Raw genomic sequence first — 26143 nt, forward strand, 5'->3', positions numbered from 1 at the left:
GGTGGAATGTAGAGATCGCTGACGCGGCTTGCGCCGCTGCTACAGGGGTCGCGCTGCTGATACAGGGATTGTGTTGAGAAAAGCCCCGCTTGCGCGGGGCTTTTTGTTTTCAGGCTTTGTCGCGTTCCAGCAGGGGCTTGAGGTAGTGGCCGGTATAGGACTGCTTCATCTCGGCGACCTGCTCCGGGGTGCCGACGGCGATGATCTGGCCACCTTTGGATCCGCCTTCCGGACCCAGGTCGACCAGCCAGTCGGCCGTCTTGATGACGTCCAGGTTGTGCTCGATCACCACCACGGTGTTGCCGTGATCGCGCAGACGATGCAGCACGTCGAGCAATTGCTGGATGTCGGCAAAATGCAGGCCTGTTGTGGGTTCGTCGAGGATGTAGAGGGTTTTGCCCGTGTCGCGCTTGGACAGTTCGCGCGACAGCTTGACCCTCTGCGCTTCGCCACCAGACAGCGTGGTCGCCGACTGGCCCAGCTTGATGTAGGAAAGGCCCACGTCCATCAGCGTCTGCAATTTGCGGGCAAGCGCCGGTACCGCGTCGAAGAATTCACGAGCTTCCTCGATGGTCATCTCGAGTGTTTCGTGGATGTTCTTGCCCTTGTACTTGATCTCCAGGGTTTCGCGGTTGTAGCGCTTGCTCTTGCAGACGTCGCACGGCACGTAGATGTCAGGCAGGAAGTGCATTTCGACCTTGATCAAGCCGTCGCCCTGGCAGGCTTCGCAGCGTCCGCCCTTGACGTTGAAGGAGAATCGGCCCGGGCCATAGCCGCGTGAACGCGACTCAGGAACCCCGGCGAACAGTTCACGGATCGGCGTGAACAGCCCGGTGTAGGTGGCCGGGTTGGAGCGTGGCGTACGTCCGATCGGGCTTTGATCGATGTCCACGACCTTGTCCAGGTGCTGCAGGCCATTGATGCTGTCGTGTGCAGACGCTTCCAGCGTGGTTGCGCCGTTCAGGGCAGTTGCACTGAGGGGGAACAGAGTGTTGTTGATCAGCGTCGACTTGCCCGAGCCTGACACGCCGGTCACGCAGGTGAGCAGGCCGATCGGGATCTCCAGATCGACGTTGCGCAGGTTGTTGCCGCGGGCGCCCTTCAGGGTCAGGGCAAGCTTCTTGTTGCGTGGTGTGCGCTTGGCAGGTACGGCGATCTTCACGCGGCCGGACAGGTACTTGCCAGTCAGTGAGTCAGGATGGTCCATGACCTCCTGTGCGGTACCCTGGGCGACGATGTGGCCACCGTGGACGCCGGCGCCGGGGCCGATGTCGACCACGTAGTCGGCGAGGCGAATGGCATCTTCGTCATGCTCGACGACAATGACGGTATTACCGATGTCGCGCAGGTGCTTGAGGGTACCCAGCAGGCGGTCGTTGTCGCGTTGGTGCAGACCAATGGATGGCTCGTCGAGGATGTACATGACGCCCACCAGGCCCGCGCCGATCTGGCTGGCCAGGCGGATGCGCTGGGCCTCGCCGCCGGACAGGGTGTCGGCGCTGCGGTCCAGGGTCAGGTAGTCCAGGCCTACGTTGACGAGGAACTGCAGGCGCTCGCGGATTTCCTTGAGGATCTTGTCGGCGATTTCACCCTTGCGACCGGTCAGACTGAGGCTGCCGAAATAATCCGTGGCATCGCCGATCGGCAGACCCGTGACGGCAGGCAGGGTTTTTTCGCCCACCCATACGTGACGTGCCTCGCGGCGCAGGCGAGTGCCGCGGCAGTCTGGGCATGGCTGGGTGCTGAGGAATTTGGCGAGTTCCTCACGCACGCTGGCCGATTCGGTTTCGCGGTAGCGACGCTCGAGGTTGGGCACGATGCCCTCGAAGGGGTGCGAGCGCTTGACGATATCGCCCCGGTCATTCAGGTAGCGGAAGTCGACATTATGGGTGCCGCTGCCGGTGAGGATGACTTTCTGCTGATCGGCAGGCAGTTCATTGAACGGCACGTCCAGGCTGAACTGGTAGTGGCTGGCAAGCGAGCCGAGCATCTGGAAGTAATAGACGTTGCGCCTGTCCCAGCCGCGGATCGCGCCCTCGGCCAGGGTCAGCTCGCCGTTTACCAGGCGCTTGTTGTCGAAGAACTGCTTCACACCCAGGCCATCGCAGGTCGGGCAGGCACCGGCCGGGTTGTTGAAGGAGAACAGCTTGGGTTCCAGCTCGCTGATCGCATGTCCGCAGATCGGGCAGGCGAAACGTGCGGAGAAGATGATCTCTTCGAACGCGTCGTCATCCATCGAGGCGACCAGGGCGATGCCATCGGCCAGCTTCAGGGCCGTCTCGAAGGATTCGGCCAGGCGTTGCTGCAAGTCGGAACGGACCTTGAAGCGGTCCACGACGACTTCGATGGTGTGCTTCTTCTGCTTGTCGAGCTTGGGCAGTTCGTCCATCTCGTAGAGCTTGCCGTTGATGCGTGCGCGGACGAAGCCCTGGGCGCGCAGCTCTTCGAAAATGGCCAAGTGTTCGCCTTTGCGCTCACGGATGACCGGGGCCAGCAGCATCAGCCGCGCGCCTTCGGGCTGGGCCAGGACCAGGTCGACCATCTGGCTGACGGTCTGGGCTTCCAGCGGGATGTCGTGATCCGGGCAGCGCGGCGTCCCTACGCGGGCGTAGAGCAGGCGTAGGTAGTCGTAGATCTCGGTGATGGTGCCGACGGTGGAGCGGGGGTTGTGCGACGTCGACTTCTGTTCGATGGAAATGGCCGGCGACAGACCTTCGATGGTGTCGACGTCGGGCTTTTCCATCATCGACAGGAACTGCCGGGCATAGGCCGACAGCGATTCGACGTAGCGGCGTTGGCCTTCGGCGTAGAGGGTGTCGAAAGCCAGGGAGGATTTGCCTGAACCCGACAGCCCGGTGATGACGATCAGTTTGTCACGGGGCAGGGTCAGGTCGATGTTTTTCAAATTGTGGGTTCGAGCCCCACGTACCAGAATCTTGTCCAAGGCGGCCTCGCGCGGCGGGCGTAAACAGGTGAGTATACGGGGCTTGTCAATGGCACCGCACGGTGCGTGCGCGCAAAGATGAAGAAGGCGCGTCATAGCGTCGCCATCTGTGCCGTTAATGGGTGGGACTGGTAGAATCGTCACCGGTTCACACGAGGTTTATCCATGCACGATCCCCACAGCGAACGCATGAGCAGCGGTGAAACCCGCGCAGCCAGCGGGTTGGCCCTGGTGTTCGCTTTCCGCATGCTGGGCATGTTCATGGTCTTGCCGGTACTGGCGACCTATGGCATGGACCTGGCAGGTGCCACCCCGGCCTTGATCGGTCTGGCGATCGGCGCCTATGGCTTGACCCAAGCCTTTCTGCAAATCCCTTTCGGGGTCATTTCCGACCGCATCGGCCGTCGCCCGGTGATCTACGGCGGCCTGGTGATCTTCGCCATCGGCAGTGTGGTCGCGGCCCAGGCCGATTCCATCTGGGGCGTGATCGCAGGACGCATCCTGCAGGGTGCCGGCGCGATATCGGCGGCGGTCATGGCTCTGCTCTCGGACCTGACTCGCGAGCAGAACCGCACCAAGGCGATGGCCATGATTGGCATGAGCATCGGTGTGTCCTTCGCCGTGGCGATGGTGGTCGGGCCGCTGCTGACCCGCGCCTTCGGCCTGCATGGGCTGTTCCTGGCGACCGGTGTGCTGGCTCTGGTCGGCATCGCGCTGGTGGCCTTCTTGGTGCCCAAGGCGACTGCCCACACTCGGCATCGCGAGTCGGGCGTGGCCCGTGGCGAGATGCTGGCCACGCTCAAGCACCCCGACCTGCTGCGCCTGGACCTGGGCATCTTCGTCCTCCACTCGATCCTGATGGCCAGCTTCGTTGCGTTGCCGCTGGCGCTGGTGGAGCGCGCCGGGTTGCCCAAGGAACAGCATTGGTGGGTTTACCTGACGGCGCTGGTCGTATCTTTTTTCGCAATGATTCCGTTCATCATCTACGGCGAAAAGAAGCGCAAGATGAAGCGTGTTCTGCTGGGCGCGGTGGCAACCCTGATGCTGGTGGAGCTGTTCTTCTGGGCGTTCGGCGACGGTCTCAAGGCGCTGGTGATCGGTACGGTGGTGTTCTTCACCGCGTTCAACCTGCTCGAGGCGTCGCTGCCTTCGTTGATCAGCAAGGTTTCGCCGGCCGGTGGGAAGGGGACGGCCATGGGGGTGTATTCCACTAGTCAATTCCTGGGGTCGGCCATGGGCGGCATCCTGGGTGGCTGGCTGTTCCAGCACGGTGGCCTGGGTGTGGTCTTCATCGGATGCGCGGCGCTGTGCGCCCTGTGGCTGGCCATAGCTGTTACTATGCGCGAACCACCCTACGTGACCAGTCTGCGCTTGCCGCTTTCGCCCCAAGCGATGCGCGAGACGGGATTGGCCGAGCGGTTGAAAACCGTGCCCGGTGTAACAGATGCGGTGGTGGTAGCAGAAGAAGCTGCCATCTATATCAAATTGGACAAAGAAATTTTGGATCGCACCGCCCTCGAGCGCCTGGTCAACCCAGCGCCGACTGCGTGCGAAGCCTAGGAGAACGATATGGCCCGTGGGGTTAACAAAGTCATTTTGGTCGGCACCTGTGGTCAGGATCCGGAAATTCGCTACCTGCCCAACGGCAACGCGGTCACCAACCTGAGCCTGGCCACCAGCGAGCAGTGGACCGACAAGCAGAGCGGCCAGAAGGTCGAGCGTACCGAGTGGCACCGTGTGTCGATGTTCGGCAAGGTCGCGGAGATCGCCGGTGAGTACCTGCGCAAAGGCTCGCAGGTGTACATCGAAGGCAAGCTGCAGACCCGCGAGTGGGAAAAGGACGGTATCAAGCGGTACACCACCGAGATCATCGTCGACATGCAGGGCACCATGCAGCTGCTGGGCGGCCGTCCGCAGAACAACGACCAGCAGGGCGGCGGTGGCAACAACTACCAGCAGTCGGCACCGGCTCCCCGTCAGCAGGCCCCGCGTCCACAGCAGTCGGCACCGCAGCAGCGTTCGGCTCCGCCTGCCCAGCAGCAGCCGGCGCAGCAACCGGCTCCGGACTTTGACAGCTTTGATGATGATATTCCGTTCTGAAGTGTAGGTTTCTCAGAACCGTAAACATTAGGAGCGAAGCCATTGATTTGGCTTCGCTTTTTTGTTGTTTGCAGATTTTTAAGGAGTAGAGGCTACATTTGTTAAGCGTTTACCTTTCAAAGGTGTAAACAAATGTCCCTCAATCCCTACGCGGTAAAGACGCTTGTATTGGCTTCTGGAGAACGCTTGCCCGTGCTGATTGCACTGGCTACGGGTGCTCCCCTATTCGAGCCCTCTGTTTACGTGCTCAGCCAGATTCGGGCCACCAACAGAGCGAGCAACACGATTGACCAGGTCTTGCGGTCGATCATGGTACTGCAGCTTTTCCTCGACTCAAGTGGAATTGATATCGCGCATCGAGTCCGTCAGGGCGGAGTTTTTCGTCTAAGCGAGCTCGATGAACTTGCCCGGCACTGTAGGCGGCCTATTGCGGATCAGTTGAAGCACAGTTCACTTCCCCGCTCTCAGCAATCCATTCGTAAAACCTCCGCGGAAAGCGTGCGACTTCTTCAACGACAGCCCTCCTGCGCTGAGGTGGGGGGCCATACCGCAGCTAACCGTATTCGGGTCATCCGTAACTATCTTGACTGGCTAGTGAGATACCACATGGCTACCTATCGCTCGGGTGCAAGTGAGCGAGAGCGGCTTTGGAATGAGTGGACCTCTTGCAAAGATGCACTGGACGCGCGGCTGCCGCGTCACAAGGGCCGGAATACCATCGGGCAGCGGGAAGGGCTTCAGCCAGAAGTGACGGAGCGACTTCTCAACGTTACGTCACCGACATCGCCGGAAAACCCATGGAAAGGGGAAGGCACATGTATTCGAAACGCTCTCCTGGTCCGCTGGTTCTATGAGCTTGGTCTGCGTCGTGGCGAAGTTTTGAACGTAAAAATTCCCGACATTAATTTTCAGTCGGAGCAGCTAACGGTGGCTAGGAGGGCAGACGATCCGGAGGATCCCCGAAAGGACCAACCTCTGGTTTAAGACGCGCGACCGAAAGATTCCGTTAACCTCAGACCTTTGTAAGCTGACGCACGAATACATAACGAACACACGCCGAGCAATTGAGGGGGCCAGGCGTCATCCATTTTTATTTATTGCCATGGGCACAGGAGCGCCCCTGTCGCTCAGTGGCGTAAATGCGGTCTTCGCCGAACTGCGGAATGCTTTTAATGGTGAGTTCGATACAGTAACTCCGCATGTTCTTCGCCACACTTGGAATGATCGCTTCTCGGAGGTAATGGACAGAGCGAAAATTTCCGAAGCCGAAGAAGAGCGCATGCGTTCGTTCCTAATGGGATGGGCACCGACCTCAAAGACCTCTGTGAGCTACACCCGTCGGCATGTGCGATTGAAAGCTCAGCAAGTCTCCCTAGCGATGCAAACTAAGCAAACAGAGGGGGTGTCGAGTTATGACTGAAAGCCGGACGATTACCTGTCTGTCGGCGAGTAGTCCCAGCCTGCCAACCACTGTAAGGGCGCTAAACGGAGCAGTTTTCGATCCAAGTGCCAAACGTTGGGCGTTCCACGATGGTCTCCGTTCAGTCAGTGTGAATTTTGAGAGCCTGCTAGCCTGTGCGACAGACGAATTGATTGCGGCAGCTAGGTTTCCCTTTATTTGGTACGCCGAAAATGCTGATGGGAGGACTGTTATCAGCCTATTTGGCAACTTCAAGCGATTGCTGGAATCGGTATCGGCTGCTCAGGGGCAGCCCGTCGGTATCGTTGATGCGTCGTTGCTCGCCAGCTATCGAGCATCCTTGACAAGGGAAACCGAGTGGAAGCTTGGAGCCTTGAGCGGCTTTTTCAAGAAGTGGCACGGTTTGGGCGTCCCAGGCGTGACGGAGGCTGCCGTACGCTTGCTGAAGAACTCTCGGCTCAGAGGGAATCGCAAGGGGACTGCAGTCCTGACGATGGACCCGCTCAGAGGACCGCTTACGGATATCGAGCGCTCAGCCGCGCAGGCAGCCCTTAACGATGCCTACGTCGCCAGAACGATTGCTCTGGAAGACTATCTTTTGGCATGGCTCTGTTTGCTCTTAGGGCAGCGAAATATCCAATTTGCGATGTTGAAGGTAGACGATGTCAAGGAGATTACGAAGGCTGATGGGACCTCGGAGTACGTGCTCCGTGTGCCCAGGGTTAAACAGGGAGCGGAGGCGCGACGAAAGCAATTCAAGGAACGGCTGATAGCCCCCAGCATTGGAAAGATGCTCGTAGGCTACGCGAGCAGCGTTCGCAGACGTTTCGAGGAGGACGATAAATTCTCTATTGCGCCATCGCAAGCTCCGCTCTTTCCTCAGAGGGGGAAGACGAGAATAGCTCGCCCAAGCTTTCACCATCACACATCACCTGAGGGGATAGGGAGCAGAATCAGAGCAGTATTTGAAGTTTTGCAAGTGTTCTCGGAGCGGACCGGTGAGCCCGTCAAAATTACATCTAAACGGCTGCGACATACGGTGGCCACTGCAGCGGCAAGAGAAGGGCATGGTGAGCTGGTCATCGCTGAATTACTCGACCACAGCGATACACAAAATGTCGGGATCTATGTGAAGGCTACGCCGGAAATCATCGAGCGGATCGATCGTGCCGTGGCGCTTCGAATGGCCCCGCTTGCTCATGCCTTTGCGGGTGTCGTCATTGGTCGTGAGTCTACCGCGATCTGTGGCCACGATCCGGCGAGTCGTATTGTCGATCCGCGCTTCGACGAAACGATGAAACCGATGGGGAACTGCGGTCTCGAAGGGTCGTGTGGTTTTTTGGCTCCTATCGCTTGCTACACCTGTAGAAACTTCCAAGCTTGGATCGACGGCCCTCATGACGCAGTGCTGGAGTATCTTTTGATTGAGCGTGAGCGTCTGAGCGCGGAGGTGGACGCGCGTATCGCAACAGTAAATGACCGCACGATTCTTGCCGTTGCCGAAGTGGTTCAGCTTGTACGAGAGAGGCGTGAGGAGGTGAAGGGTGCCTGATAGCGTAATAGTCTTCTCTCCAAAGGCAGAGCGCGATGCTGCCGAAAATCTGAGCGCATTTATTTCAATGAGCCGCTCCCAACTCACCATCTTCGGAGCCGGCCTGCAATTTGACGATATGGAGTGGGATGTCACCGAGGCCATTCAGCAAAAAGGGCGTGGAAAGGAGCGGGTCCGGATCTACTTTTCTACTCAAGAGTCAGCAGGAGATACGTTACCGACTCAGATGGCTGAGCCCTTTGTGCTTTTTGCGAAAGCGTATGTCCGATATATGCAAGGTATACGACCGACCAAGAATCAAGCTTTTCGCGTCACTGCGCTGCGGGCCCTTGATGCTGCCTTCAGACAGAGTGATCACCCATCTCTAGTGATGATTGATGGAGAGACATTCAATCGCGCGGCGCGAGTAATTGCTGAACGGCTTAAACAGTCTACAGCCTATCGAGTTGGTACTCAGCTTGAGCTGATTGCCAAATTCATCTCCGAACACCGTTTAACAGCAACTCCTCTCTCATGGCGTTGCCCTATCAAACGACCGCTCGACGCCGTCCGAGTGGGGCCAGAGTTTGACAAACGCCGCAGCGAAAAAATGCCATCTCAAGCCGCACTGGATGCGCTCCCTAAGACGTTCCTTGTTGCCACCCAACCCAAAGACCTGCTGTTTTCATCGATAGCCGCGATTCTCTGTTCTGCGCCTGATCGCATCAATGAGGTGTTGTTGCTTACCGACGACTGTGAGGTTCATGAACAAACGTCGGACGGTAAAGCTGCCTATGGCTTGCGATGGAAACCGGCTAAGGGGGCTGATCCAATGGTTAAATGGATTATCCCCTCGATGGCTCCTGTTGTCGCTGAGGCCATCGCCAAAATCAGACGACTGACGGAAGACGCGCGGTGTATTGCTAGATGGTACGAGCTGAATCCAGAAAAGCTTTATCTACCTCAGAATTTAGAACACCTTAGAATCAAGCCGCTTCTGACTATGGATGAGGTTAAAGAGATAATATTGCAGGAGGAAGGATCAGCTTCCTTTGCCAGTTTATGGTGTTCTACAAATAACGTATTGCTGATTAAGAGCAGGGGTCGCATGTGCGCGCGATTTGCTGATGTCGAAAAGGCAGTCATAGCTCTTCTTCCGGTCGGATTCCCGCTGTTAAACGCGGAACTGGGGCTTAAGTTTTCAGAGGCGCTCATCCTCGTACGGCGTAATGAACTGCACTCCGCAAGAAGTACATTTGGATGTGTCGTGGAGCCAGTGAGGTAAGCGTCCGGCGAACTCACCTTCCGAACTCCAGCATTAAGGGCGATGGTGTCCGCGTATTTTTAAGTGGACGCGATCACCCTTATCGCCAGGATTTCCATGCGCCAACGAAGCTCTTATCCGAAACCATTCAAAGCCCAAGTCGTTCGGGAATGCCTGCAACCTGGCGCAACGGTGTCCAGTGTCGCCATCAGCCACGGCATCAACGCCAATGTCATTCGCAAATGGTTGCCGCTTTATCGAGACCAGCCCGCAGCAACTTCACTACCGGCATTCGTCCCGCTAAAAGCCGCACCTAAACGGCCAGTCGAAGCGTCAGTGATCATCGAGTTGCCCATCGCCGGCCAAGTGATCACCGTTAAATGGCCAACCTCAGATCCCGAGGGCTGCGCGCAATTTATCCGGGCTGTCGCTCGATGATCCGTATCGATGCAATCTGGCTGGCCACCGAGCCGATGGACATGCGCGCCGGCACCGAAACGGCATTGGCCCGCGTGATCGCGGTGTTCGGTGCGGCGAAGCCGCACTGCGCTTATCTATTCGCCAATCGCCGGGCTAATCGAATGAAAGTGCTGGTGCATGACGGCGTGGGCGTCTGGCTTGCAGCGCGGCGGCTGAATCAAGGCAAGTTCCACTGGCCCGGCATTCGCCATGGGTGCGAGGTCGAACTCGACAGCGAACAACTCCAGGCTTTGGTGCTGGGCCTGCCGTGGCAGCGCGTCGGCGCAGGTGGTGTGATCAGCATGCTGTAATCGCTGACCATTTGACCGGTCTGCTTGTCGTTGTTTCGGGCCTGCTCTGGCACAATCGGCGGCATGACTTTCTCGCCCATTCTCGACCAGATGACTCCGGAACAGCTTCGTGCCTTGGCGGCACAGGCGTTGCAATTGCAGTCCCAGGTCGAGGCGATGAGCAGGAAGATCCAGAACGATGAGATCCTCATCGAACAGTTCAAGTTCGAAATCGCCCTGCTCAAACGCCACAAGTTTGCCAAGCGCAGCGAGCAAATCAGCCCGGCGCAAGGCAGCTTGCTGGATGACCTGCTCGATACAGACCTTGAAGCTATCGAGGCCGAGCTGAAACAGCTTCTTCCCGCTTCGTCACAGGCCGAGCCACGGCAATCGCCCAAACGTGCGCCATTGCCACCGCAGTTTCCGCGCACTGTGATTCGTCACGAACCAGAAAACACCCAGTGCGCCTGTGGCTGCCAACTTCAGCGCATCGGCGAAGATGTCAGCGAAAAGCTGGATTACATGCCAGGCGTGTTCACGGTCGAGCAACATGTGCGTGGCAAATGGGCCTGCCGTCATTGCGAAACACTGATCCAGGCGCCGGTGCCAGCGCAGGTCATCGACAAAGGTATTCCAACCGCAGGCCTGTTGGCCCACGTGATGGTGGCCAAATTTGCCGATCACTTGCCACTCTACCGGCAGGAGAAAATCTTTGGCCGCGCCGGGCTGGCCATCGCTCGCTCGACCTTGGCCCAGTGGGTCGGACAAACCGGCGTGCGACTCCAGCCGCTGGTCGATGCTCTGCGTGAAGCGGTGCTGAGCCAAAGCGTAATTCACGCCGATGAAACACCGGTACAATTGCTTGCGCCGGGCGAGAAGAAAACCCACCGAGCCTACGTCTGGGCCTATAGCACTACGCCGTTTTCGGCGCTCAAAGCGGTGGTTTACGACTTCAGCCCAAGCCGTGCCGGCGAACATGCGCGTAACTTCCTGGGCAACTGGAGCGGCAAGTTGGTCTGCGATGACTTCGCTGGCTACAAAGCTGGTTTTGAGCAAGGCATCACTGAAATCGGTTGCATGGCCCACGCCCGTCGCAAGTTTTTCGATCTGCATGTGGCGAACAAAAGCCAGTTGGCTGAACAGGCGCTGCACTCGATAAGCGGCTTGTACGAGATCGAACGCCAGGCGCGGGACATGAGTGATGAAGATCGTTGGCGAATACGTCAGGAACTGGCGGTACCGATCAGCAAAACACTGCATGAGTGGATGTTGGCCCAGCGTGACCTAGTGCCCAACGGATCAGCCACGGCCAAAGCCCTCGACTACAGCCTAAAACGCTGGGTAGCGCTGACGCGTTACTTGGACGACGGGGTTGTGCCCATCGACAACAACCAAGTCGAGAACCAGATACGACCATGGGCACTCGGGCGCTCGAACTGGCTGTTTGCCGGGTCGCTGCGCAGTGGTAAACGAGCGGCTGCGATCATGAGTTTGATCCAGTCGGCGCGCATGAACGGGCATGACCCGTATGCCTATCTCAAAGATGTGCTGACGCGGTTGCCGACACAGCGGGCCAGTGAGATCGGGCAATTGCTGCCGCATCAGTGGGTGCAGGCCTAGCTTCAATGAGGTGATCTTCCAAGTGGACAATAGCTCGACAATTCAAGCAATTATTTCGAATGACCCCATTCGGCGAAGGATGCTCGAAATAGTGCGCTCCTTAAACTTGCCCGACTGCTGGATAGGAGCAGGTTTCGTCCGAAACGCGGTTTGGGATCATCTGCACGGTCGCAGCGTATCTACGGTCTCAACAGACGTTGATGTCATCTGGTTTGATGCCACGCGTTCTACCCACGAGCAAGATGAAGCCCTGGAGGCAGTCCTCAGAGACTTAGACCCGAACGTACTGTGGTCTGTGAAAAACCAAGCGAGAATGCATGTTCAGAACGGCGATGAGCCCTATCAGTCGGCGACCGATGCAATGCGTTACTGGCCAGAAACTGCCACAGCTGTAGCGATAAGACTGCGGGAGGACGGCACATATGAAATCGCTGCCCCGTTGGGGTTTGATGATCTTTTCGACTTGATAATCCGGCCAGCAGGAAGGTTCGCTACAGATAAAAATACTATCTATCAAGACCGCGTCACGTCCAAAAACTGGTTGAAGGTTTGGCCAATGCTTACGCTCTCGGGGCTACCTCCCAGCCGTTGCGTCAAGGTGACTTAACCGGACGCTTACCCAGTGAGCACCAATCAGGTCAATACAGCGCTCGGAACGAGAAGTGCGCATGGTTTTGAGTCGATATTTGACCGCCTTGGATTCACTGAACCGGACGGGAGTCGAATTCGAGTTTCTACCCATCAGTTTCGCCAATACCTGAACACCCTTGCTCAGTCGGGTGGGATGAGTCAATTGGACATTGCGAAGTGGTCGGGCCGTTTGGATGTCCGTCAAAACAAGGCGTATGACCATGTGACCGCAGATCAGATGGTTGCGAAAATTCGTGAATCCATTGGCGATCAAACCCTCATGTTTGGTCCGCTTGCAACGCTGCCAAAAAATATCCCGCTCTCACGAGATGAGTTCGCACGGCTTAAGATTCCGACGGCGCACACGACTGATTTAGGCTTCTGCGTGCATGACTACACGATGATGCCATGTGAGCGACATGCGGATTGTATCAACTGTAATGAGCATGTCTGTGTGAAGGGCGACGAAGGCAAGACTATGAGGGTGAGACGTCGATTAGAAGAGGCGAAGCAACTGCTAAGTCGTGCTCAGGAAGCTACGACACAAGACTACTACGGCGCTGACCGATGGATGGAGCACCACCAGAAGACGGTGCAGCGATTAGCACAGCTCACAGAGATTTTTGACAACCCTGCCGTTGCGGTTGGGGCTGTCATTCAGTTGGCGGATGTTCCGATTGTACCTTGGCCAGGTGTGGAGCAATCACTAGAGGGGCGTGACGCTTCTGATGGGAATTCGACGATGAGGCGCTTGGCTCCGGCGGACGTAAGCCGTATGAAAGGAAGTGAGCATGGTTAAGCGGCGGGCGAAAAATATTGATGACTGCGCCATCCAACAAATTGTTGGTGTGTTGGACGGGTGGGCAGCCAAGCTTTCCTGGGATTTACTCGTTGATGAGATTGAGAAGCGCTTGGGTGTTCGTTATACACGCCAGACCCTCGATAAACACGCTCGGATAAAAATTGCGTATCAATGCACAAAACAGAGGCTTAGCGAGGCGTACAGTCCCGAGCACCAGAAAAAACTAGCTTGCCAGGAGCTTGGGCCGATTATGGAGCGTCTTGAGCGATTGGCTGTAGAGAACGCTCGCCTGCGGGCGGAAAATGGGCATATGTTAGAGCAGTTCGTGACGTGGGCTTATAATGCACATTTAAAGGGATTGACGAAGGAATACCTCAATACTCCTCTTCCCAGAGTCGATCGTGAAGTGACTCTAGGCACACTTGGCAGGAGGGCTAATGGCAAAGTCTAAGCTTTACAAAGTATCTGATTTCAATAACTTTATACGCCGATTGGGCTGGTGGCTCTCTCACGAGCCAGCATCGGCCCATCGTCAGACGTCCTGTGGTACCTTGGCAGTTTAAGCCGGTGCCTTAATAATACGGTCTGACGTATTGGCTGAAGTCGACGCAGAGCGTGGGATCGGGGACACGTTGCGGCACCCTTTGAGGAGCACTCAGAGCGGTTACGATTCTGCTGACTAGCAGGGCATTCGTATATCGCCGATACTGCTTGGCTACGCGTAATTTACTAATTTCTATAGATAATTACAGTCTTGCAGGCTTGCAGATGTTGTCGGTGATATACGAATCCGCAGGCTCAAATGGGCTGACCGGCCACCCTGTCTCCTACTTGGGCGGAAAAGCCCCGACAGTAAGGAGGCTCGTGGCCACAGTATAAATCGCCGAAACACTGCCGCGAGGGTGAGTAGGGCGCGGTTTCTCATGTCCCACTAAGGTAGTTTTGTGCCATTGAGTAGTAATGTGTCAATTAAGCCAGGTTGTTGCCGCATGAAACTGTGGAAATGAAATGGATGCTTTTGATTACAGGGATCGTAGACATAATAATAATAGACCAGAGAATCAAGTAATACCAAATGCTAGAAAGCTGCCATTTGAATGAAGTCCAGTAAGCGCTATACCACTTGATGTTTCTTGCTGCGAACTCTGGTGATTCTCTGTGCTGACTGACAAAGTAAAAGTCGTCAAGGGGCGTGTGGTTAATGTCGCAGCGGCTTTTCACTTCCTCGTAGCGGGACAGATATTCTTCTGAAGATGCCCAAGCTGCGTCTTCAGATAAATTGGTTTTGGAGGCTTGGAGACTAATTTCTTTTCGAAGCGCATTCAGCTCTTGCGCGTTTTTGTAAAGGGCATCTGCGTTCGAGCCATTTCTGGCACCCCATTCCATCAGGGATATAATAAGGATGAAAATGCCCGATAAAATTGAAATGGATGTCAAATAGCTGTTTAGCGCAGGTGTAGCGCCCACCTCTGTAGCGTAAGTTTGCTGTATGACAGCTAAAGCAATACTTAATGCAGAAAAGAAAGCCAAGCTTATCGTCGAAAAGTTTTCTTTTCTTTTCAATCGACGCGCAGCGTGATAACGGGCACTGGATGTTCGCCAGACATCATCTTGAAGGCTTTTAAGATACGTTGACATGGTTCATCCTGAAAAGTTGGAAGGTGGGGGCGCCTAAGGTTTTCAGTCAGATCCTCTCCTGCAGCGCTCACTGGGTGAGCCGACAAGAGGTATAACACTTTGTGTCACGCCCATTTTCAGAGCCCGGAGCACTTCCGCTTCGGCCCTGAGGCCGAAGGTACCGCGTCAGCGGTAGGCGCCACCCGCGGTCACTATACCTCAAAACTAGTAAACTTCACCCTCATCCTCATGCATTTTTGCCAATACAAATTTAACGTAGGATTCGTAACGCTCATTGATTTGCGCCTCAGTCAATGGGATGGCCGGGTCAACTCGCCCCCGGACCTCGAGAAAACGCAGTTTCTGCGCAACGCTGACGTTCAAGTCGTAATCGCGAATGTAGCCAGCTCGGGGACTAAATTTCATTTCGAAGTGAGCGCGTACCAGCTTCTTAAGAGGCGGACTACCCCCTTCGATTAGAGTTGGTACTCTGCTGACCATCCGTAAGATCGCTTGATCCATTTGATGAAGGAGCCTTTCGTCAGTGATCTGGTTGAAATAGGCTATCCAGCCGTAACGTTTATTTCCACTGAGGGCGCCTGTGATTTTTTCGTTTAGCTCTAAAAAGAAAATTTCTATTAGGCGTTCTTTATTCAAATACTTGTGCTTTTCCAGTCTGCGCGAATAGTTGTGCTTAAAGTCGCTGACCTTGGCTGCAATGGTTTGTAAGAAGCGCTCAAAGGTTGAGTCGCGAACTGTAATAGTGGGTAGTCGGAATTCATAACCTAGGTATGAGAACTTTCTATCAATCCTGCCAATATAGGTTTTATCGGAATTTCGGCCGTGTAAGGTGAGTCCTCGGGTGCGTAGGCGTCCCCGTAGAGAGTTGTAGGCAGAAGTAATGGTGTCGGGGTCGCCATACATAAGGACGTCGTCCACGTAGCGATAATACGTGATGTCAGGGATGGCCCTCATGACTTCATCTACTTCGGTCATATAAATGGCGGCAAGTATATTGGAGATGGCAAGCCCTTGCGGAACACCTACGTCTTGTCGGTAACTGGAATATTGAGATCGGCGCGTGTTTTTTGGGATTGTGGGTGTTTGCAGAGCGTGCGATATAAGCAAAATAGCCGGTTCACAACCTATTTTTTTCTTTAGAAGACGAATCAGTCTCGGTTGCTGAATAGAGTCATAGAATTTTTCAATGTCAGTGCAACATATCAGCGTTTTTGAAACGTCTAGCTTTGCCATGTCTTCAGCTACGGCTCTCACGTAGGTGCTGGCCACGTTCCTGGGTACGGTATCAGGAAATACTATAGCTAGATACTTATGGAGTTGATGCAGTACAACGCGGTCTCTGATGGTTGGTATTCCTATGATGCGCGGGTGCTTACCTCGCCCTTTTAGCTTCAGTTTTTCCAAAAAAGGCGAAAACCTAAAAGTACCATCTAGGCATTTTTGTGAGACCGTTTCTAATTCTAACTCCGACCTGGCTGAGTATTGAAAGCCATTGATTCTATCAACGCCTTTAGCCTGTGAGTTTTTGAATTTCTCTCTGTAAGCAAAGACTAGGGCGTTAGGAGAAAACATTCTCCTGAATAGTGTGCTTTCATTAATAAATCCGTGCTCGAAAAGTGTTGGATCAATAGCTCTGCCCATTTCTCCTCCCTGAACAGTTGAGTGCGCTCTCGAAGCATCTAGACTTGAGAGATTGATGATGGCATTGTAGCTCCATATGGCTTAGAAAAGGGAAGCCGTCAGCTGTCTACTACAGGTTGACAGCGCAGAGCCCTGGGCTCGCTTACCGCATGGCGTGCCGTTCCATTCGAAAATAGCTTTCACGCCCCGGACACGGCCTAAATATCTATATTCGCTGTCAGATCAGTTGCTTCGCGAAACCATGTTAGCAGCGGCTCCGTGGAATTTGCATCGCCGCTCGCTGGCTCGAACTGGCACCAACGATTCTGATGTGTGATCAGCTTTCGAATTCAAAATCAAGGATGCTCAAGATGGTGACAGGGGCCTGTCCACATCCCTTGGCAAGGTGAAGAAGTGAGTTTGGAAACTACCATGTCTGGTGAAGGCCATTTCGGATGGCATCGCTTTCATTTCATTGAACGCATGCCCGCCGATTTCATTGCGTAACTCATGAATTTCTCTCATAGGCGCCAAAATCTCCTTGGAGTGCTCGGCGCTGATCGAGCTTGCCACCATGATTTCTTACAGAATTATCAGGCCGCTTCGAAGGAGCTAGTTGAGCGCCTGTAAATCCGTGCAACGCTATTTCTCTGACCAACGCGATGGGTTAGGCAGAAGGTCCATTTTTCTTTACTGGGTGCAATGTATTGCTGACTTAGTTTTGTTTTTTTGGAAGTTCCTGCCTTTCAAGCCCTTCAGAGGCACTTCTATGTATTATTTTTTCAGCATAAGAGAAAAAAACCCTTAGTGTGGTTTTAGCCGCCCATACCGCACAAAAACATTGAATAACATAGCATATCGACAAGGGATAAAGAGAGTAATATCCAACCTGAGTCTTAAGATCTACTACTCCCGAAAGTCCATAGACGTACGAAATTACGAGTAATGTAATTAGAACGATCAGACTAAGAACTGCAGTTGTGGATATGTCCTTGAAAGCTACAACTTCATCATTTGACACGATATCCTTCACATTGCTTTTTGTAAGGGATTTCAATGCGCGTGGAAAAACTAACGCAATCCACGCTCCGCTAATCCCGAATAAAATCATTGCAATATTGATTAGCGAGTTTGTCAGGTTTACAATGTCAATTTCCTTTTTTTCAAAGGCCAATAAAACTTCTGCTTTATATTTGTAGATGAAAATGCATAAAACCGCAGCGATAATAGCGTGAATAATAACCGCCGCGGCTGTGCTTTTTTTAAGCATTATATGCCTCTATTTCATTTTCTGAAATTGGAGTTTTTGATAAAGGGTCAGCTGAATCACTATTTTCTGACTTGTGCGTTGTGACTCCCAATGGATTACGTGACATCTCTATAAACTCTTCGATTTTGTTATTCTTGTTGAAGAATGAGACCAAATCATGCGCTTTGTATGGCCACTCCTTGCCATTTAAATCAATAGAGGATGCTTTGCGCGCTTGAGTTCCATTGAGGTAATAAATGTGTTGCGATGTTTCAGTTGTTGTTCTTTTCGTAACCTTAAATCCAACGGTATCTTGTTTGCCATTCAGCTTTACGCATTCAATGTATTCGTCAATTTCACTCAGGCTTGTGAAATTTACTGGCACACTTATGCTAACAGTGCTCGATTTTCTTACTTCGCCAACGGTTTTTCGCACCCATGGACGCAACGCATTGAAAACAGCACCAAGATCCCTGGTTACGGTTTCAGTAGCTGTAATTTTATCTTTCATTACCACGCTTGAGATTGCCGAGAAATTCATTCTCAAGTATTCTTCAATCGTCTTGCTTGTAAATTTATTAATGCTGAAGGAAAAATAGCATGGTTTATCCTCTTCATTCGAAGGGTCGGCTTTCAATACGATTTCTTTATCTTTTTTAACGCCGTGCCCAGAAAAGTTATGAATGAAGTCTGATAAATAGTTTGTAAGCAATGACGAGTCGCCAGAAGCGCCGGGAAATTCCATTACCACAATTGAGTTGGTTTGAGCGGAAATGTAATAATAGGCGGGCATGCCGATTATTCCAGAAGCGTCACCTTTTGCTTGTTTCAAATCGCAACCAATTACCCCATTTTTTGGGAGGGATAAAATCTTCCTGCTTCCATAACTTGTGACTCCAAGCCACAATATGACAATAAAATCGCCATTGGCTAGTTTTTCAATGTCGTAACAATATACTTCTTCCTTGCGCGCCGAACTCATGCGGCTATTTTTTGCGGTTCTCCCCTTAATAAATGAGCTTAATAATTCAATGAAGTACGAGATGTCTGTTATTTTTGGCGTGTGTGTATAATCAAACAGGCCTATCCTTTCAATTTCAAAAAGTTTTAATTTACACTCGCTCAATTTCGCTCTCGCCCGTAGTGGTAAAAGGCCATATAAGCACATTTTTTTTTTGCGGCCTAGATAATTTCATCGATAGAATTGGCTCACCCAGCGGCAGGGAGGCTAAGCCACTGTGCCAGGATCGTCCATCGAGCGAAACGTCTTGGGGAATCTCGCGGTAATGGTGAGGTCATGCACCGAACTGCCGGTGATTTTGCAGGTAAAGTCGTGGTGTCCCCTGAAGGGCGACTGTACATTTCGCTCCATATGGCGGCTTCGTAACCTTGCGATGAGTCGCGTAGGATCTATAGCCACGCCGCGTGCATGACCATGGTTCTCATTGTGCCGCTGTCCTGTCGAGTAGGGATCAGCGCTGCCTTTAGAGGCCTTACCGTGATGTCGGTCAAGCCGGCAACCAATGATCAGGCGCTGTTGGGACAACCTTGCCTGCAACTGAGATGGTCACTAGAGAACGGGCGTGAGCGCGTTTCTGTGTCGTCGAGGACAGCCAAGGCCTGAAAATCCCGATCCGGCCGCTGGGTAGCGAGTCAGGTCCTGAATCAGGAAAAATGTAAACAACCCGTGCCTCCAATGCAGTTGTATTTACAATTTTTTGGAAGCAGCCACGCCTCTGATTTCTAGGGTCATGATTTCAGAGGAAAATTGGCGTTGTTTACAGCTTTCTGGTGAATAGAGCCGTTCTAAGCTGCCCGCTTGAACCGAAAAAGCCCCGCTGCCACCCGGCAGCGGGGCTTTTTGTTGCTCGCCAAAAAGCAGGCGAGGTCGCGGCTTGCAATCGGCCTTCGCAGCCTGATTTGGCGTCAGTTTTTCAGCTGTTTTTGCAGCGGCAAAATATAAATATATGCATCGCGTATTTTCTTGCCGCAGCCCCGTCGCTTCACTAAGCTTTTTCGAAACTTCGCGTCCTGTTGCCCACGTGCTGTTGCTTACAGCGCAATGCCTGCAGCCGATACATCCCTTCGAACGGAATCATTCCATGGCATCAGGTCATCGCTTTCATGCGCTCGACAGTCTTCGCGGCATCTGCGCATTGGCGGTGGTGTTGTACCACCTGCATGTGGTGGGCAGCCTGACCGAGCTGGCGTTCTTTCGCAGTGCCGATCTTTTCGTCGACTTCTTCTTCGTGCTCAGCGGGTTCGTGATCACTCATGCCTATGGTGCGCGGCGCGATCTGGACCTGCGGCGGTTCTTCATTCTGCGTACGTTTCGTCTGGCGCCACTGCATGTGTGCCTGCTGGGAGTGTTCATCGTCTTCGAGTTCGTGAAGTGGGGCGCGGCGCAGCAGGGGGTCAGCTTCAACAAGGAGCCGTTCACCGGCATGTATGCGCCTTCGCAGATCCTGCCAAACCTGTTGCTGATCCAGGCATGGACGCCGTTGACCGAGAACATGTCGTTCAACTATCCGTCCTGGAGCATCAGCATCGAGTACTACATGTATCTGATTTTCGCCGCGGTGGTGCTGTGCACGTCGGCGCGGCGGGTGCTGGTGTGGGCGGGGATCGTCATCGTCGCCGTGGCGATGCTGTACAGCGGGGCGGGGCCGTTTACCGAGCTGGCCTACAAGGGGCTGGCCTGCTTCTTCGCCGGTGCCTTGTGCTACAAGGTGTTCGAAGCGCTGCGCCAACGGGTGCAGCTGGGGTTTGGCGTGGCATCGCTGCTGGAAATGCTGGCGGGCGCTTTGATTGTGTGGACCTTGAGCAGCGACAGCCCGAACAAGGCCGTGCTGGCCGGCGGGCTGTTCTGCGTGACGGTGACCTTGTATGCGTTCGATGCCGGCATTGTTTCCAGCCTGCTCAAGGCGCGTCTGTTCGAGTTGCTGGGGCGGCTGTCATACTCGATCTACCTGACCCATGTGATCATTTTGAGTGTGTTGATCCTGCTGTTCATGGTGCTGGAGAAGAAGACCGGGTTGCCACTGGCGCCGGTGTTCGGAGATTTCCGTTATCTGGACAGCGGTTATCCGTGGCTCAACAACCTGCTCGTGGGCCTGGTATTGCTGGCCGTGATCGGAATTTCCTTCGTCACCTACCACTTGGTCGAGGTCAACGGACAGAAGTGGGGGCGTCGTTTACTGGGGCAGCGATTGCCTGCGCAGGCCGTGCCGGGCTGAGGCTGCGGCGCTGCCACGAACCCCTCTTTTTGATAGCGCGTGACGTCAGCGTCAGAAAAACGCAAAATGGCTGTTCGATTCGAGTGCGGGCGAAGGTTTGATCGTCGACCACGCGCCTGCGGTTAATCTGAACTGTCAATTTGAACGGACCTGCTGACTCTATGCGAATGCGCCTTATGCTGTTGGGCGGTGGGAATGCCCTGGGGCATGCGCTGATTCGCCTTGGAGCGGAAGAGGGCATCGGCTTCCTGGCTCCACGTCCACCGGACGCTGGTTGGGATGCGGCCAGCCTCACCGACCTGCTCGATGAAACCCGCCCCGATGCGCTGATCAACCTGGCGTACTACTTCGACTGGTTTCAGGCCGATGCCGTGAGTCAGGCGCGCCTGGACCAGCAGGAGCTCGCGGTGGAGCGTCTGGCCGAGCGATGCCAGGAGCATCAGATCGTGCTGCTGCAGCCTTCCAGCTATCGTGTGTTCGATGGCTCGCGGGCCACTGCCTATAGCGAAAAGGACGAGCCGGTGCCTCTGGGCCTGCGCGGTCAGGCACTTTGGCGAATCGAGCAGAGCGTGCGTGCGGCCTGCCCGCGGCATGTGCTGTTGCGTTTCGGCTGGCTGCTGGACGACAGCGCCGACGGCGTACTGGGCCGTTACCTGCGGCGTGCCGAGTTGCCGCAACCCTTGCCTCTGGCCGATGACCGACGCGGCAATCCGACCCCCGTGGACGATGCTGCACGGGTGATCCTCTCGGTGCTCAAGCAGCTGGACTGTGAAGCGCCGCTGTGGGGCACCTACCACTACGCCGGCAACGAGGCGACCACCGCCCTGGCCCTGGGCCAGGCGATCATCAGCGAAGCCAAGACGCTGCATTCGCTGGCGATCGATGCGCCCACCGCGCAGGCCCACGCCGCGCGACCCGATGCAGGGGAAGAACCGCAACACGCGGTACTGGCCTGCAAGAAAATTTTGCACACTTTCGGCATCAAGCCGCGCGCCTGGCGTTCGGGGTTGCCGAGCCTTCTGGACAGATACTACCGACATGGTTGATACACCCATTCTGATTACCGGCGGCGCCGGTTTCATTGGCTCCCACCTGGTCGATGCGTTGTTGGGCGCCGGTCACTCGGTGCGGGTGCTCGATGACTTGTCCACGGGCAAGCGCAGCAACCTGCCGATGGAAAACCCCCGGCTGGAACTGATCGAGGGCGATGTCGCCGACGCCGCGCTGATGACCCAGGTGGTGCGCGGCTGCAAGGCGGTGGTGCACCTGGCAGCGGTCGCTTCGGTGCAGGCCTCGGTGGACGATCCGGTGAAAACCCATCAGAGCAACTTCATCGGCACCCTGAACCTGTGCGAAGCCATGCGCCTGGCAGGGGTCAAGCGTGTGCTGTTCGCTTCCAGCGCCGCGGTGTATGGCAACAATGGCGAGGGCGAAGCGGTTGGCGAAGACACCACCAAGGCACCCTTGACGCCCTATGCCTCGGACAAGCTGGCCAGTGAGTACTACCTGGACTTCTACCGTCGCGAGCATGGGCTGGAGCCGGTGGTGTTTCGCTTCTTCAATATCTACGGGCCGCGGCAGGATCCTTCTTCGCCCTACTCGGGCGTCATCAGTATTTTCAGCGAGCGGGCGCAGCGTGGGCAACCGATCAGCCTGTTCGGCGATGGCGAGCAGACCCGCGATTTCTTCTATGTGGGCGATCTGGTGACCTTGCTGATGCAGGGGTTGCAGCAGCCGAATGTGCAGGCGGGGCCGGTGAACGTCGGGCTGAATCAGGCGACTTCATTGAATCAACTGCTGGCGGGGCTGGGGGCTGTGCTGGGTGGTTTGCCGGCGGTGAGCCATGGGCCGGCGAGGGGGGGCGATATCCGTCATTCGCGGGCCGACAATACCCGACTGCTGGAACGCTTCAAACTGGGGCCGGTGACGCCGCTGGAAGAAGGGCTGCGGCGCCTGCTCGGGTTGTAGGCTTTTCACTTTCACGTGCCAGCCCACGCCCGCAACGGGCGAAGGGCGGGCGACGGCAAGCGCGTCTAGAACTTGTAGCCTACACCGACCATGTACACCCACGGGTCGACTTCCAGGTCGACCTTGGTGCGGCCTACGCCCAGCGCCGTAGGACCGTCGACGCTGGCCTTGGTGTCGATGTCGACGTACCAGACCGACGCGTTGACCATCATGTGCTCGCTGAGCATGTAGTCGAACCCCAGTTGCCCGGCGAAGCCCACCGAATCCTGAATCTTCAGGTTGTTGAAGCCCTGTTGCTTGCGCGCACCGCTCAGGTCTTCGTCGTAGAACAGGGTGTAGTTGATGCCCACGCCCGCGTACGGCTGGAAGCGCGATGTCGGCGCCAGTGGGTAGTACTGCAGGGACAGGGTGGGAGGCAGTTGCTTGACGTCCGCCAGTTTCCCGTCCAGCCCGGCGATGCCGGTGGCAGCGCTGACTCCGCGTACACCCACGGTGTGCTGGAATGGCGTGGCTGCCAGCAGCTCGATGCCGACGTGGTCGGTGAGCATGTAGGCGAAGGCCAGGCCCAGTTGGGTGTCGCTGTCTAGGGTGGACTTGGTGCCCGCGACCTTGGCGCCGTCCAGCTTGAGTTGGCCGCTGTCTTCATTGGGGGCGGTGGTGGCGGCGCCGGCGCGGATGATCAGATCGCCGGCCTGGTGTGCCTGGGCCAGGGGGGTTGCCAGCGCCATGGCAATCAGTGAGGCGCCGAGCAAGGACTTGTTCATGGGAGCTCCATTGGGCAATGCGAAGGAAATTCGCCCAATGGTAGTCAGTGCACCGGCTCGGTTTTTTGATCTGGCTCAATAAAAGGCCAATGGCTCAGTCCGGTAGTTCGTAGGGGTAGATCTTCGCAGCAGCCATCTGGTAGCCGGCCTGCGCCAGCTCGCTGGTGCTGGCCTTGACCTGCATCGGCCCTTCGATCCAGTAAGGCTGGTAGAGCTCTTCGACCTTCACCCCTACGGCGCTGGTCACATGCACGATCTGGTTCGACGGCGGGGGCGGCACATGGATGCAGGCGCCGAAGTAAGGCACCAGCAGAAACTCGGTGGTCCGTCCCGACTCGTTGACCTCCAGCGGCACGATGTAGCCGGGGATGCGCAGCTGCTGACCGTCCAGTGCTTGGACCACCGGTGCGTCCGGCGCCTGCTGATGGGCGGCGGGCCCGGCTTCGGCCAGCGCGGTGCCCATCTGCGCTAGGTCGTGCATGGGTGTCATCTGCGGTACCAGCTTGGGCGCATCCGGCGGGATCAGTGCCTCCCAGCTGACTTCCTTGAGCTCGGCCGCGGACAGCGACAGGCTGGTCAGCAGTAACAAGGCCATTACCGCGCGCAACATAGGTTGAATCCTCACAGGTGGATCGACAGGCCGTCGGCCAGGGATTGTCGGTAGGCGCGCCAGGCCGGTATCGCGCCCATGACCACGGCGGCTGCGAGGATGATGCCCAGCAACGACCACTCATAGACACTGGGCAGGCTCAAGGGCAGGTACAGGCCGTAGTTGGACTGCACGTAGCCTTGGGCGCAGGCAATGCTCAGGTACAACAATGCCATGCCGGCCAGGATCCCCACCAGCGCCAGGGCGAAGGCTTCAAGAATCAGCAAACCGGCAATGTGCCAGGGACGGGCGCCGACCGAGCGCAGAATGGCCATCTCGCGGCGGCGCTCGTTGAGGCTGGTGACGATCGCCGTGAGCATGCCGATCAGACCGGTGAGCACGACGAACACCGAAATGACGAACAGGGCTTGTTCCGCCGTGCCCATCAGACTCCACAGCTCTTGCAGGGCGACGCCGGGAAGAATCGCCATCAGGGGTTCGCCGCGAAAGTCGTTGATGTCGCGTTGGAGGGCGAAGGTGGCGATCTTGCTGTTGAGGCCGACCATGAAGGCGGTGATGGCGCTGGGTGTCAGGTCCATGTTGCGCGCCTGGTCGGCGCTGATTCGTCCGGCGCCGCGGGCCGGTACGCCGTTTTTCCAGTCGATGTGGATGGCTTCCATGCCGCCCAGGCTGATGTGCAGCGTGCGATCGACCGGCGTGCCGGTGCGCGCCAGGATGCCGACGACGGTGAACGGCTTGTCGTCGTGCTTGACCAGGCTGATGGCCGCCACGCCGTGGGCCAGCACCAGTTTGTCGCCGAGTTTGTAGTGCAGGGCGTCGGCCACCTCCGCGCCGAGCACGACTTCGAAAGGATCGGTCTGGAAGGCGCGGCCCTGGGCCAGTTGAAGGGACTGATGACGGCCGTACTGGTAGTGCTCGAAATAACTCTGGTTGGTGCCCATGACCCGGTAGCCGCGGTGGGAGTCACCCAGCGAGATGGGGATGGCCCATTTGACCTGCGGGTTGCTGGCGTAATGCTCGAAGCTGTCCCAGCGGATGTTGTTGGTGGCGTTGCCGATGCGAAACACCGAGTAGAGCAGCAGATTCACCGAGCCGGAGCGGGCGCCGACGATCAGGTCGGTACCGCTGACGGTGCTGGCGAAGCTGGCGCGGGCTTCGTGGCGCACACGTTCCACAGCCAGCAGCAGGCACACCGACAGGGCAATGGCGAAGGCGGTCAGAAATGCGGTGAAGCGGCGATTGGCCAGGCTGGCCAGGGCAAGACGAAGCAGGTACATCAAGACACCTCGGATGAGGCAGGGCGCGCTGCGCGATTGAGCTCGGCCAGGGATAGATGACGGTCGAACAAGGGGGCCAGGCTTTGATCGTGACTGACGAACAGCAGGCTCGAGCCCGCTGCGCGGCATTCGGCGAACAGCAGTTGGATGAAGGCTTCGCGGGCATCGCTGTCCAGGGCCGAAGTCGGCTCGTCGGCGATCACCAGTTCGGGCTGGCCGATCAGCGCGCGTGCGGCGGCGACCCTTTGCTGCTGACCGATGGACAGGGTGTCGGCGCGACGCTGGAGCAGGTCCGGGTCGCGCAGTCCCAGGTGAGCCAGCAGTTGGGTAGCCGCCTGGGCAACACTGCCATGGCGCTGCCCGGCGCGATCGGCGCGGCGTCGGGAGAAGCGGCAGGGCAGTTCCACGTTTTCGCGCACCGACAGGAACGGCAGCAGGTTGAATTGCTGGAAGATGTAGCCGGTGTGCTCGACGCGAAACCGGTCACGGGCGGCGAAGCTGAGCTCGCTCAGGTTCTGACCGAGCAGGTGGACGCTGCCGCGTTGCGGAGTGTGCACGCCACCGAGCAAGCCGAGCAGGGTGGTTTTGCCGCTGCCGCTGGGGCCTTTGAGAAAGAGGGTTTCCCCACGCTCCAGGCGGAACGCAGGGATATCCAGCAACATCGCTTGGCCGGGCCAGGCAAAGCCCAGTTCGGCCAGCTCGATCAATGCATCGCTCATGG

The 26143-nt window shown here is 56.2% G+C and carries 24 protein-coding genes; 15 read left to right on the top strand and 9 right to left on the bottom strand.

Translation table 11 applies throughout. The features are described from left to right. Positions 1 to 109: 109 nt before the first annotated feature. Complete coding sequence (gene uvrA / locus AC788_RS11690; protein ID WP_049860779.1) at positions 110 to 2944, bottom strand: excinuclease ABC subunit UvrA; 2835 nt, start codon at positions 2942 to 2944, stop codon at positions 110 to 112. A gap of 165 nt (positions 2945 to 3109) precedes the next feature. On the opposite strand from uvrA, the gene AC788_RS11695 reads away from it, so the two are divergent. The 12 genes from AC788_RS11695 (at position 3110) to AC788_RS11740 (ending at position 13511) form a co-directional block, all read left to right on the top strand. Further along, entirely contained in the window at positions 3110 to 4504 is a 1395-nt protein-coding gene (locus AC788_RS11695) for an MFS transporter (protein WP_049860780.1), read from the top strand. A gap of 9 nt (positions 4505 to 4513) precedes the next feature. After that, the gene (locus tag AC788_RS11700) at positions 4514 to 5044 is read left to right on the top strand and encodes a single-stranded DNA-binding protein (protein WP_049860781.1); all 531 of its coding nucleotides are present in this window, start codon (positions 4514 to 4516) and stop codon (positions 5042 to 5044) included. 132 nt (positions 5045 to 5176) lie between these two features. After that, positions 5177 to 6028, top strand: a complete 852-nt coding sequence (locus AC788_RS11705) for a site-specific integrase (RefSeq protein ID WP_236690509.1) — start codon at positions 5177 to 5179, stop codon at positions 6026 to 6028. A 58-nt stretch (positions 6029 to 6086) separates the two neighbouring features. After that, the gene (locus AC788_RS22010; protein WP_236690515.1) at positions 6087 to 6464 is read left to right on the top strand and encodes a hypothetical protein; all 378 of its coding nucleotides are present in this window, start codon (positions 6087 to 6089) and stop codon (positions 6462 to 6464) included. Further along, positions 6457 to 8016 carry a site-specific integrase gene (locus tag AC788_RS11710; RefSeq protein ID WP_049860782.1) on the top strand — a complete coding sequence of 520 codons (1560 nt, stop codon included), beginning with the start codon at positions 6457 to 6459 and terminating at the stop codon, positions 8014 to 8016. Before AC788_RS22010 ends, AC788_RS11710 begins: the two co-directional genes overlap by 8 nt. Continuing rightward, a complete protein-coding gene (locus AC788_RS11715; RefSeq protein ID WP_236690510.1) occupies positions 8009 to 9280 on the top strand; it encodes a hypothetical protein in 1272 nt (423 codons plus the stop codon). The genes AC788_RS11710 and AC788_RS11715 overlap by 8 nt, the downstream gene beginning before the upstream one ends. A gap of 96 nt (positions 9281 to 9376) precedes the next feature. Next, the gene (tnpA, locus tag AC788_RS21370) at positions 9377 to 9697 is read left to right on the top strand and encodes an IS66-like element accessory protein TnpA (RefSeq protein WP_082223649.1); all 321 of its coding nucleotides are present in this window, start codon (positions 9377 to 9379) and stop codon (positions 9695 to 9697) included. Beyond that, positions 9694 to 10029, top strand: coding sequence for an IS66 family insertion sequence element accessory protein TnpB (gene tnpB / locus AC788_RS22015; protein ID WP_004575513.1), 336 nt, complete (start codon positions 9694 to 9696; stop codon positions 10027 to 10029). The genes tnpA and tnpB overlap by 4 nt, the downstream gene beginning before the upstream one ends. A gap of 63 nt (positions 10030 to 10092) precedes the next feature. Then, complete coding sequence (gene tnpC / locus AC788_RS11725) at positions 10093 to 11628, top strand: IS66 family transposase (protein ID WP_049860783.1); 1536 nt, start codon at positions 10093 to 10095, stop codon at positions 11626 to 11628. Between the two features lie 22 nt (positions 11629 to 11650). Further along, entirely contained in the window at positions 11651 to 12235 is a 585-nt protein-coding gene (locus tag AC788_RS11730) for a nucleotidyltransferase family protein (protein ID WP_082223660.1), read from the top strand. A 15-nt stretch (positions 12236 to 12250) separates the two neighbouring features. Then, a complete protein-coding gene (locus AC788_RS11735) occupies positions 12251 to 13057 on the top strand; it encodes a hypothetical protein (protein WP_236690511.1) in 807 nt (268 codons plus the stop codon). Next, the gene (locus tag AC788_RS11740) at positions 13050 to 13511 is read left to right on the top strand and encodes a hypothetical protein (protein WP_049860784.1); all 462 of its coding nucleotides are present in this window, start codon (positions 13050 to 13052) and stop codon (positions 13509 to 13511) included. The genes AC788_RS11735 and AC788_RS11740 overlap by 8 nt, the downstream gene beginning before the upstream one ends. A gap of 518 nt (positions 13512 to 14029) precedes the next feature. Here AC788_RS11740 and AC788_RS11745 read toward each other — a convergent pair. From AC788_RS11745 to AC788_RS21625, 4 genes are all read right to left on the bottom strand, one after another. Beyond that, positions 14030 to 14698, bottom strand: a complete 669-nt coding sequence (locus AC788_RS11745; RefSeq protein WP_049860785.1) for an SLATT domain-containing protein — start codon at positions 14696 to 14698, stop codon at positions 14030 to 14032. Between the two features lie 204 nt (positions 14699 to 14902). After that, entirely contained in the window at positions 14903 to 16339 is a 1437-nt protein-coding gene (locus AC788_RS11750; RefSeq protein ID WP_049860786.1) for a reverse transcriptase domain-containing protein, read from the bottom strand. 694 nt (positions 16340 to 17033) lie between these two features. Continuing rightward, on the bottom strand, positions 17034 to 17588 hold the full coding sequence (locus tag AC788_RS11755) for a hypothetical protein (protein ID WP_049860787.1): 555 nt from the start codon (positions 17586 to 17588) through the stop codon (positions 17034 to 17036). Next, positions 17581 to 18693, bottom strand: coding sequence for a hypothetical protein (locus tag AC788_RS21625; protein WP_152965740.1), 1113 nt, complete (start codon positions 18691 to 18693; stop codon positions 17581 to 17583). Before AC788_RS21625 ends, AC788_RS11755 begins: the two co-directional genes overlap by 8 nt. Before the next feature lie 976 nt (positions 18694 to 19669). On the opposite strand from AC788_RS21625, the gene AC788_RS11760 reads away from it, so the two are divergent. The 3 genes from AC788_RS11760 (at position 19670) to AC788_RS11770 (ending at position 22771) form a co-directional block, all read left to right on the top strand. Then, on the top strand, positions 19670 to 20803 hold the full coding sequence (locus AC788_RS11760) for an acyltransferase family protein (protein ID WP_049860788.1): 1134 nt from the start codon (positions 19670 to 19672) through the stop codon (positions 20801 to 20803). A gap of 161 nt (positions 20804 to 20964) precedes the next feature. Next, on the top strand, positions 20965 to 21849 hold the full coding sequence (locus AC788_RS11765) for a sugar nucleotide-binding protein (protein ID WP_049860789.1): 885 nt from the start codon (positions 20965 to 20967) through the stop codon (positions 21847 to 21849). Continuing rightward, positions 21842 to 22771 (top strand): NAD-dependent epimerase/dehydratase family protein, encoded by a 930-nt coding sequence (locus tag AC788_RS11770; protein ID WP_049860790.1) that lies wholly within the window; start codon positions 21842 to 21844, stop codon positions 22769 to 22771. Before AC788_RS11765 ends, AC788_RS11770 begins: the two co-directional genes overlap by 8 nt. Positions 22772 to 22836: 65 nt before the next feature. On the opposite strand, the gene AC788_RS11775 is transcribed toward AC788_RS11770, so the two are convergent. From AC788_RS11775 to AC788_RS11790, 4 genes are all read right to left on the bottom strand, one after another. Next, the gene (locus AC788_RS11775; RefSeq protein ID WP_049860791.1) at positions 22837 to 23535 is read right to left on the bottom strand and encodes an OmpW/AlkL family protein; all 699 of its coding nucleotides are present in this window, start codon (positions 23533 to 23535) and stop codon (positions 22837 to 22839) included. 94 nt (positions 23536 to 23629) lie between these two features. After that, positions 23630 to 24145, bottom strand: coding sequence for a DUF3299 domain-containing protein (locus AC788_RS11780; protein ID WP_049860792.1), 516 nt, complete (start codon positions 24143 to 24145; stop codon positions 23630 to 23632). 11 nt (positions 24146 to 24156) lie between these two features. Next, entirely contained in the window at positions 24157 to 25422 is a 1266-nt protein-coding gene (locus AC788_RS11785; RefSeq protein WP_049860793.1) for an ABC transporter permease, read from the bottom strand. Then, positions 25422 to 26141: an ABC transporter ATP-binding protein gene (locus AC788_RS11790; RefSeq protein ID WP_049860794.1), complete on the bottom strand. Its 720-nt coding sequence runs from the start codon at positions 26139 to 26141 to the stop codon at positions 25422 to 25424. The genes AC788_RS11785 and AC788_RS11790 overlap by 1 nt, the downstream gene beginning before the upstream one ends. Between the last annotated feature and the right edge of the window lie 2 nt (positions 26142 to 26143).

Origin of the sequence: Pseudomonas sp. RIT-PI-a, assembly GCF_001187875.1 — a bacterium.
Classification (GTDB): Bacteria; Pseudomonadota; Gammaproteobacteria; order Pseudomonadales; family Pseudomonadaceae; genus Aquipseudomonas; species Aquipseudomonas coleopterorum.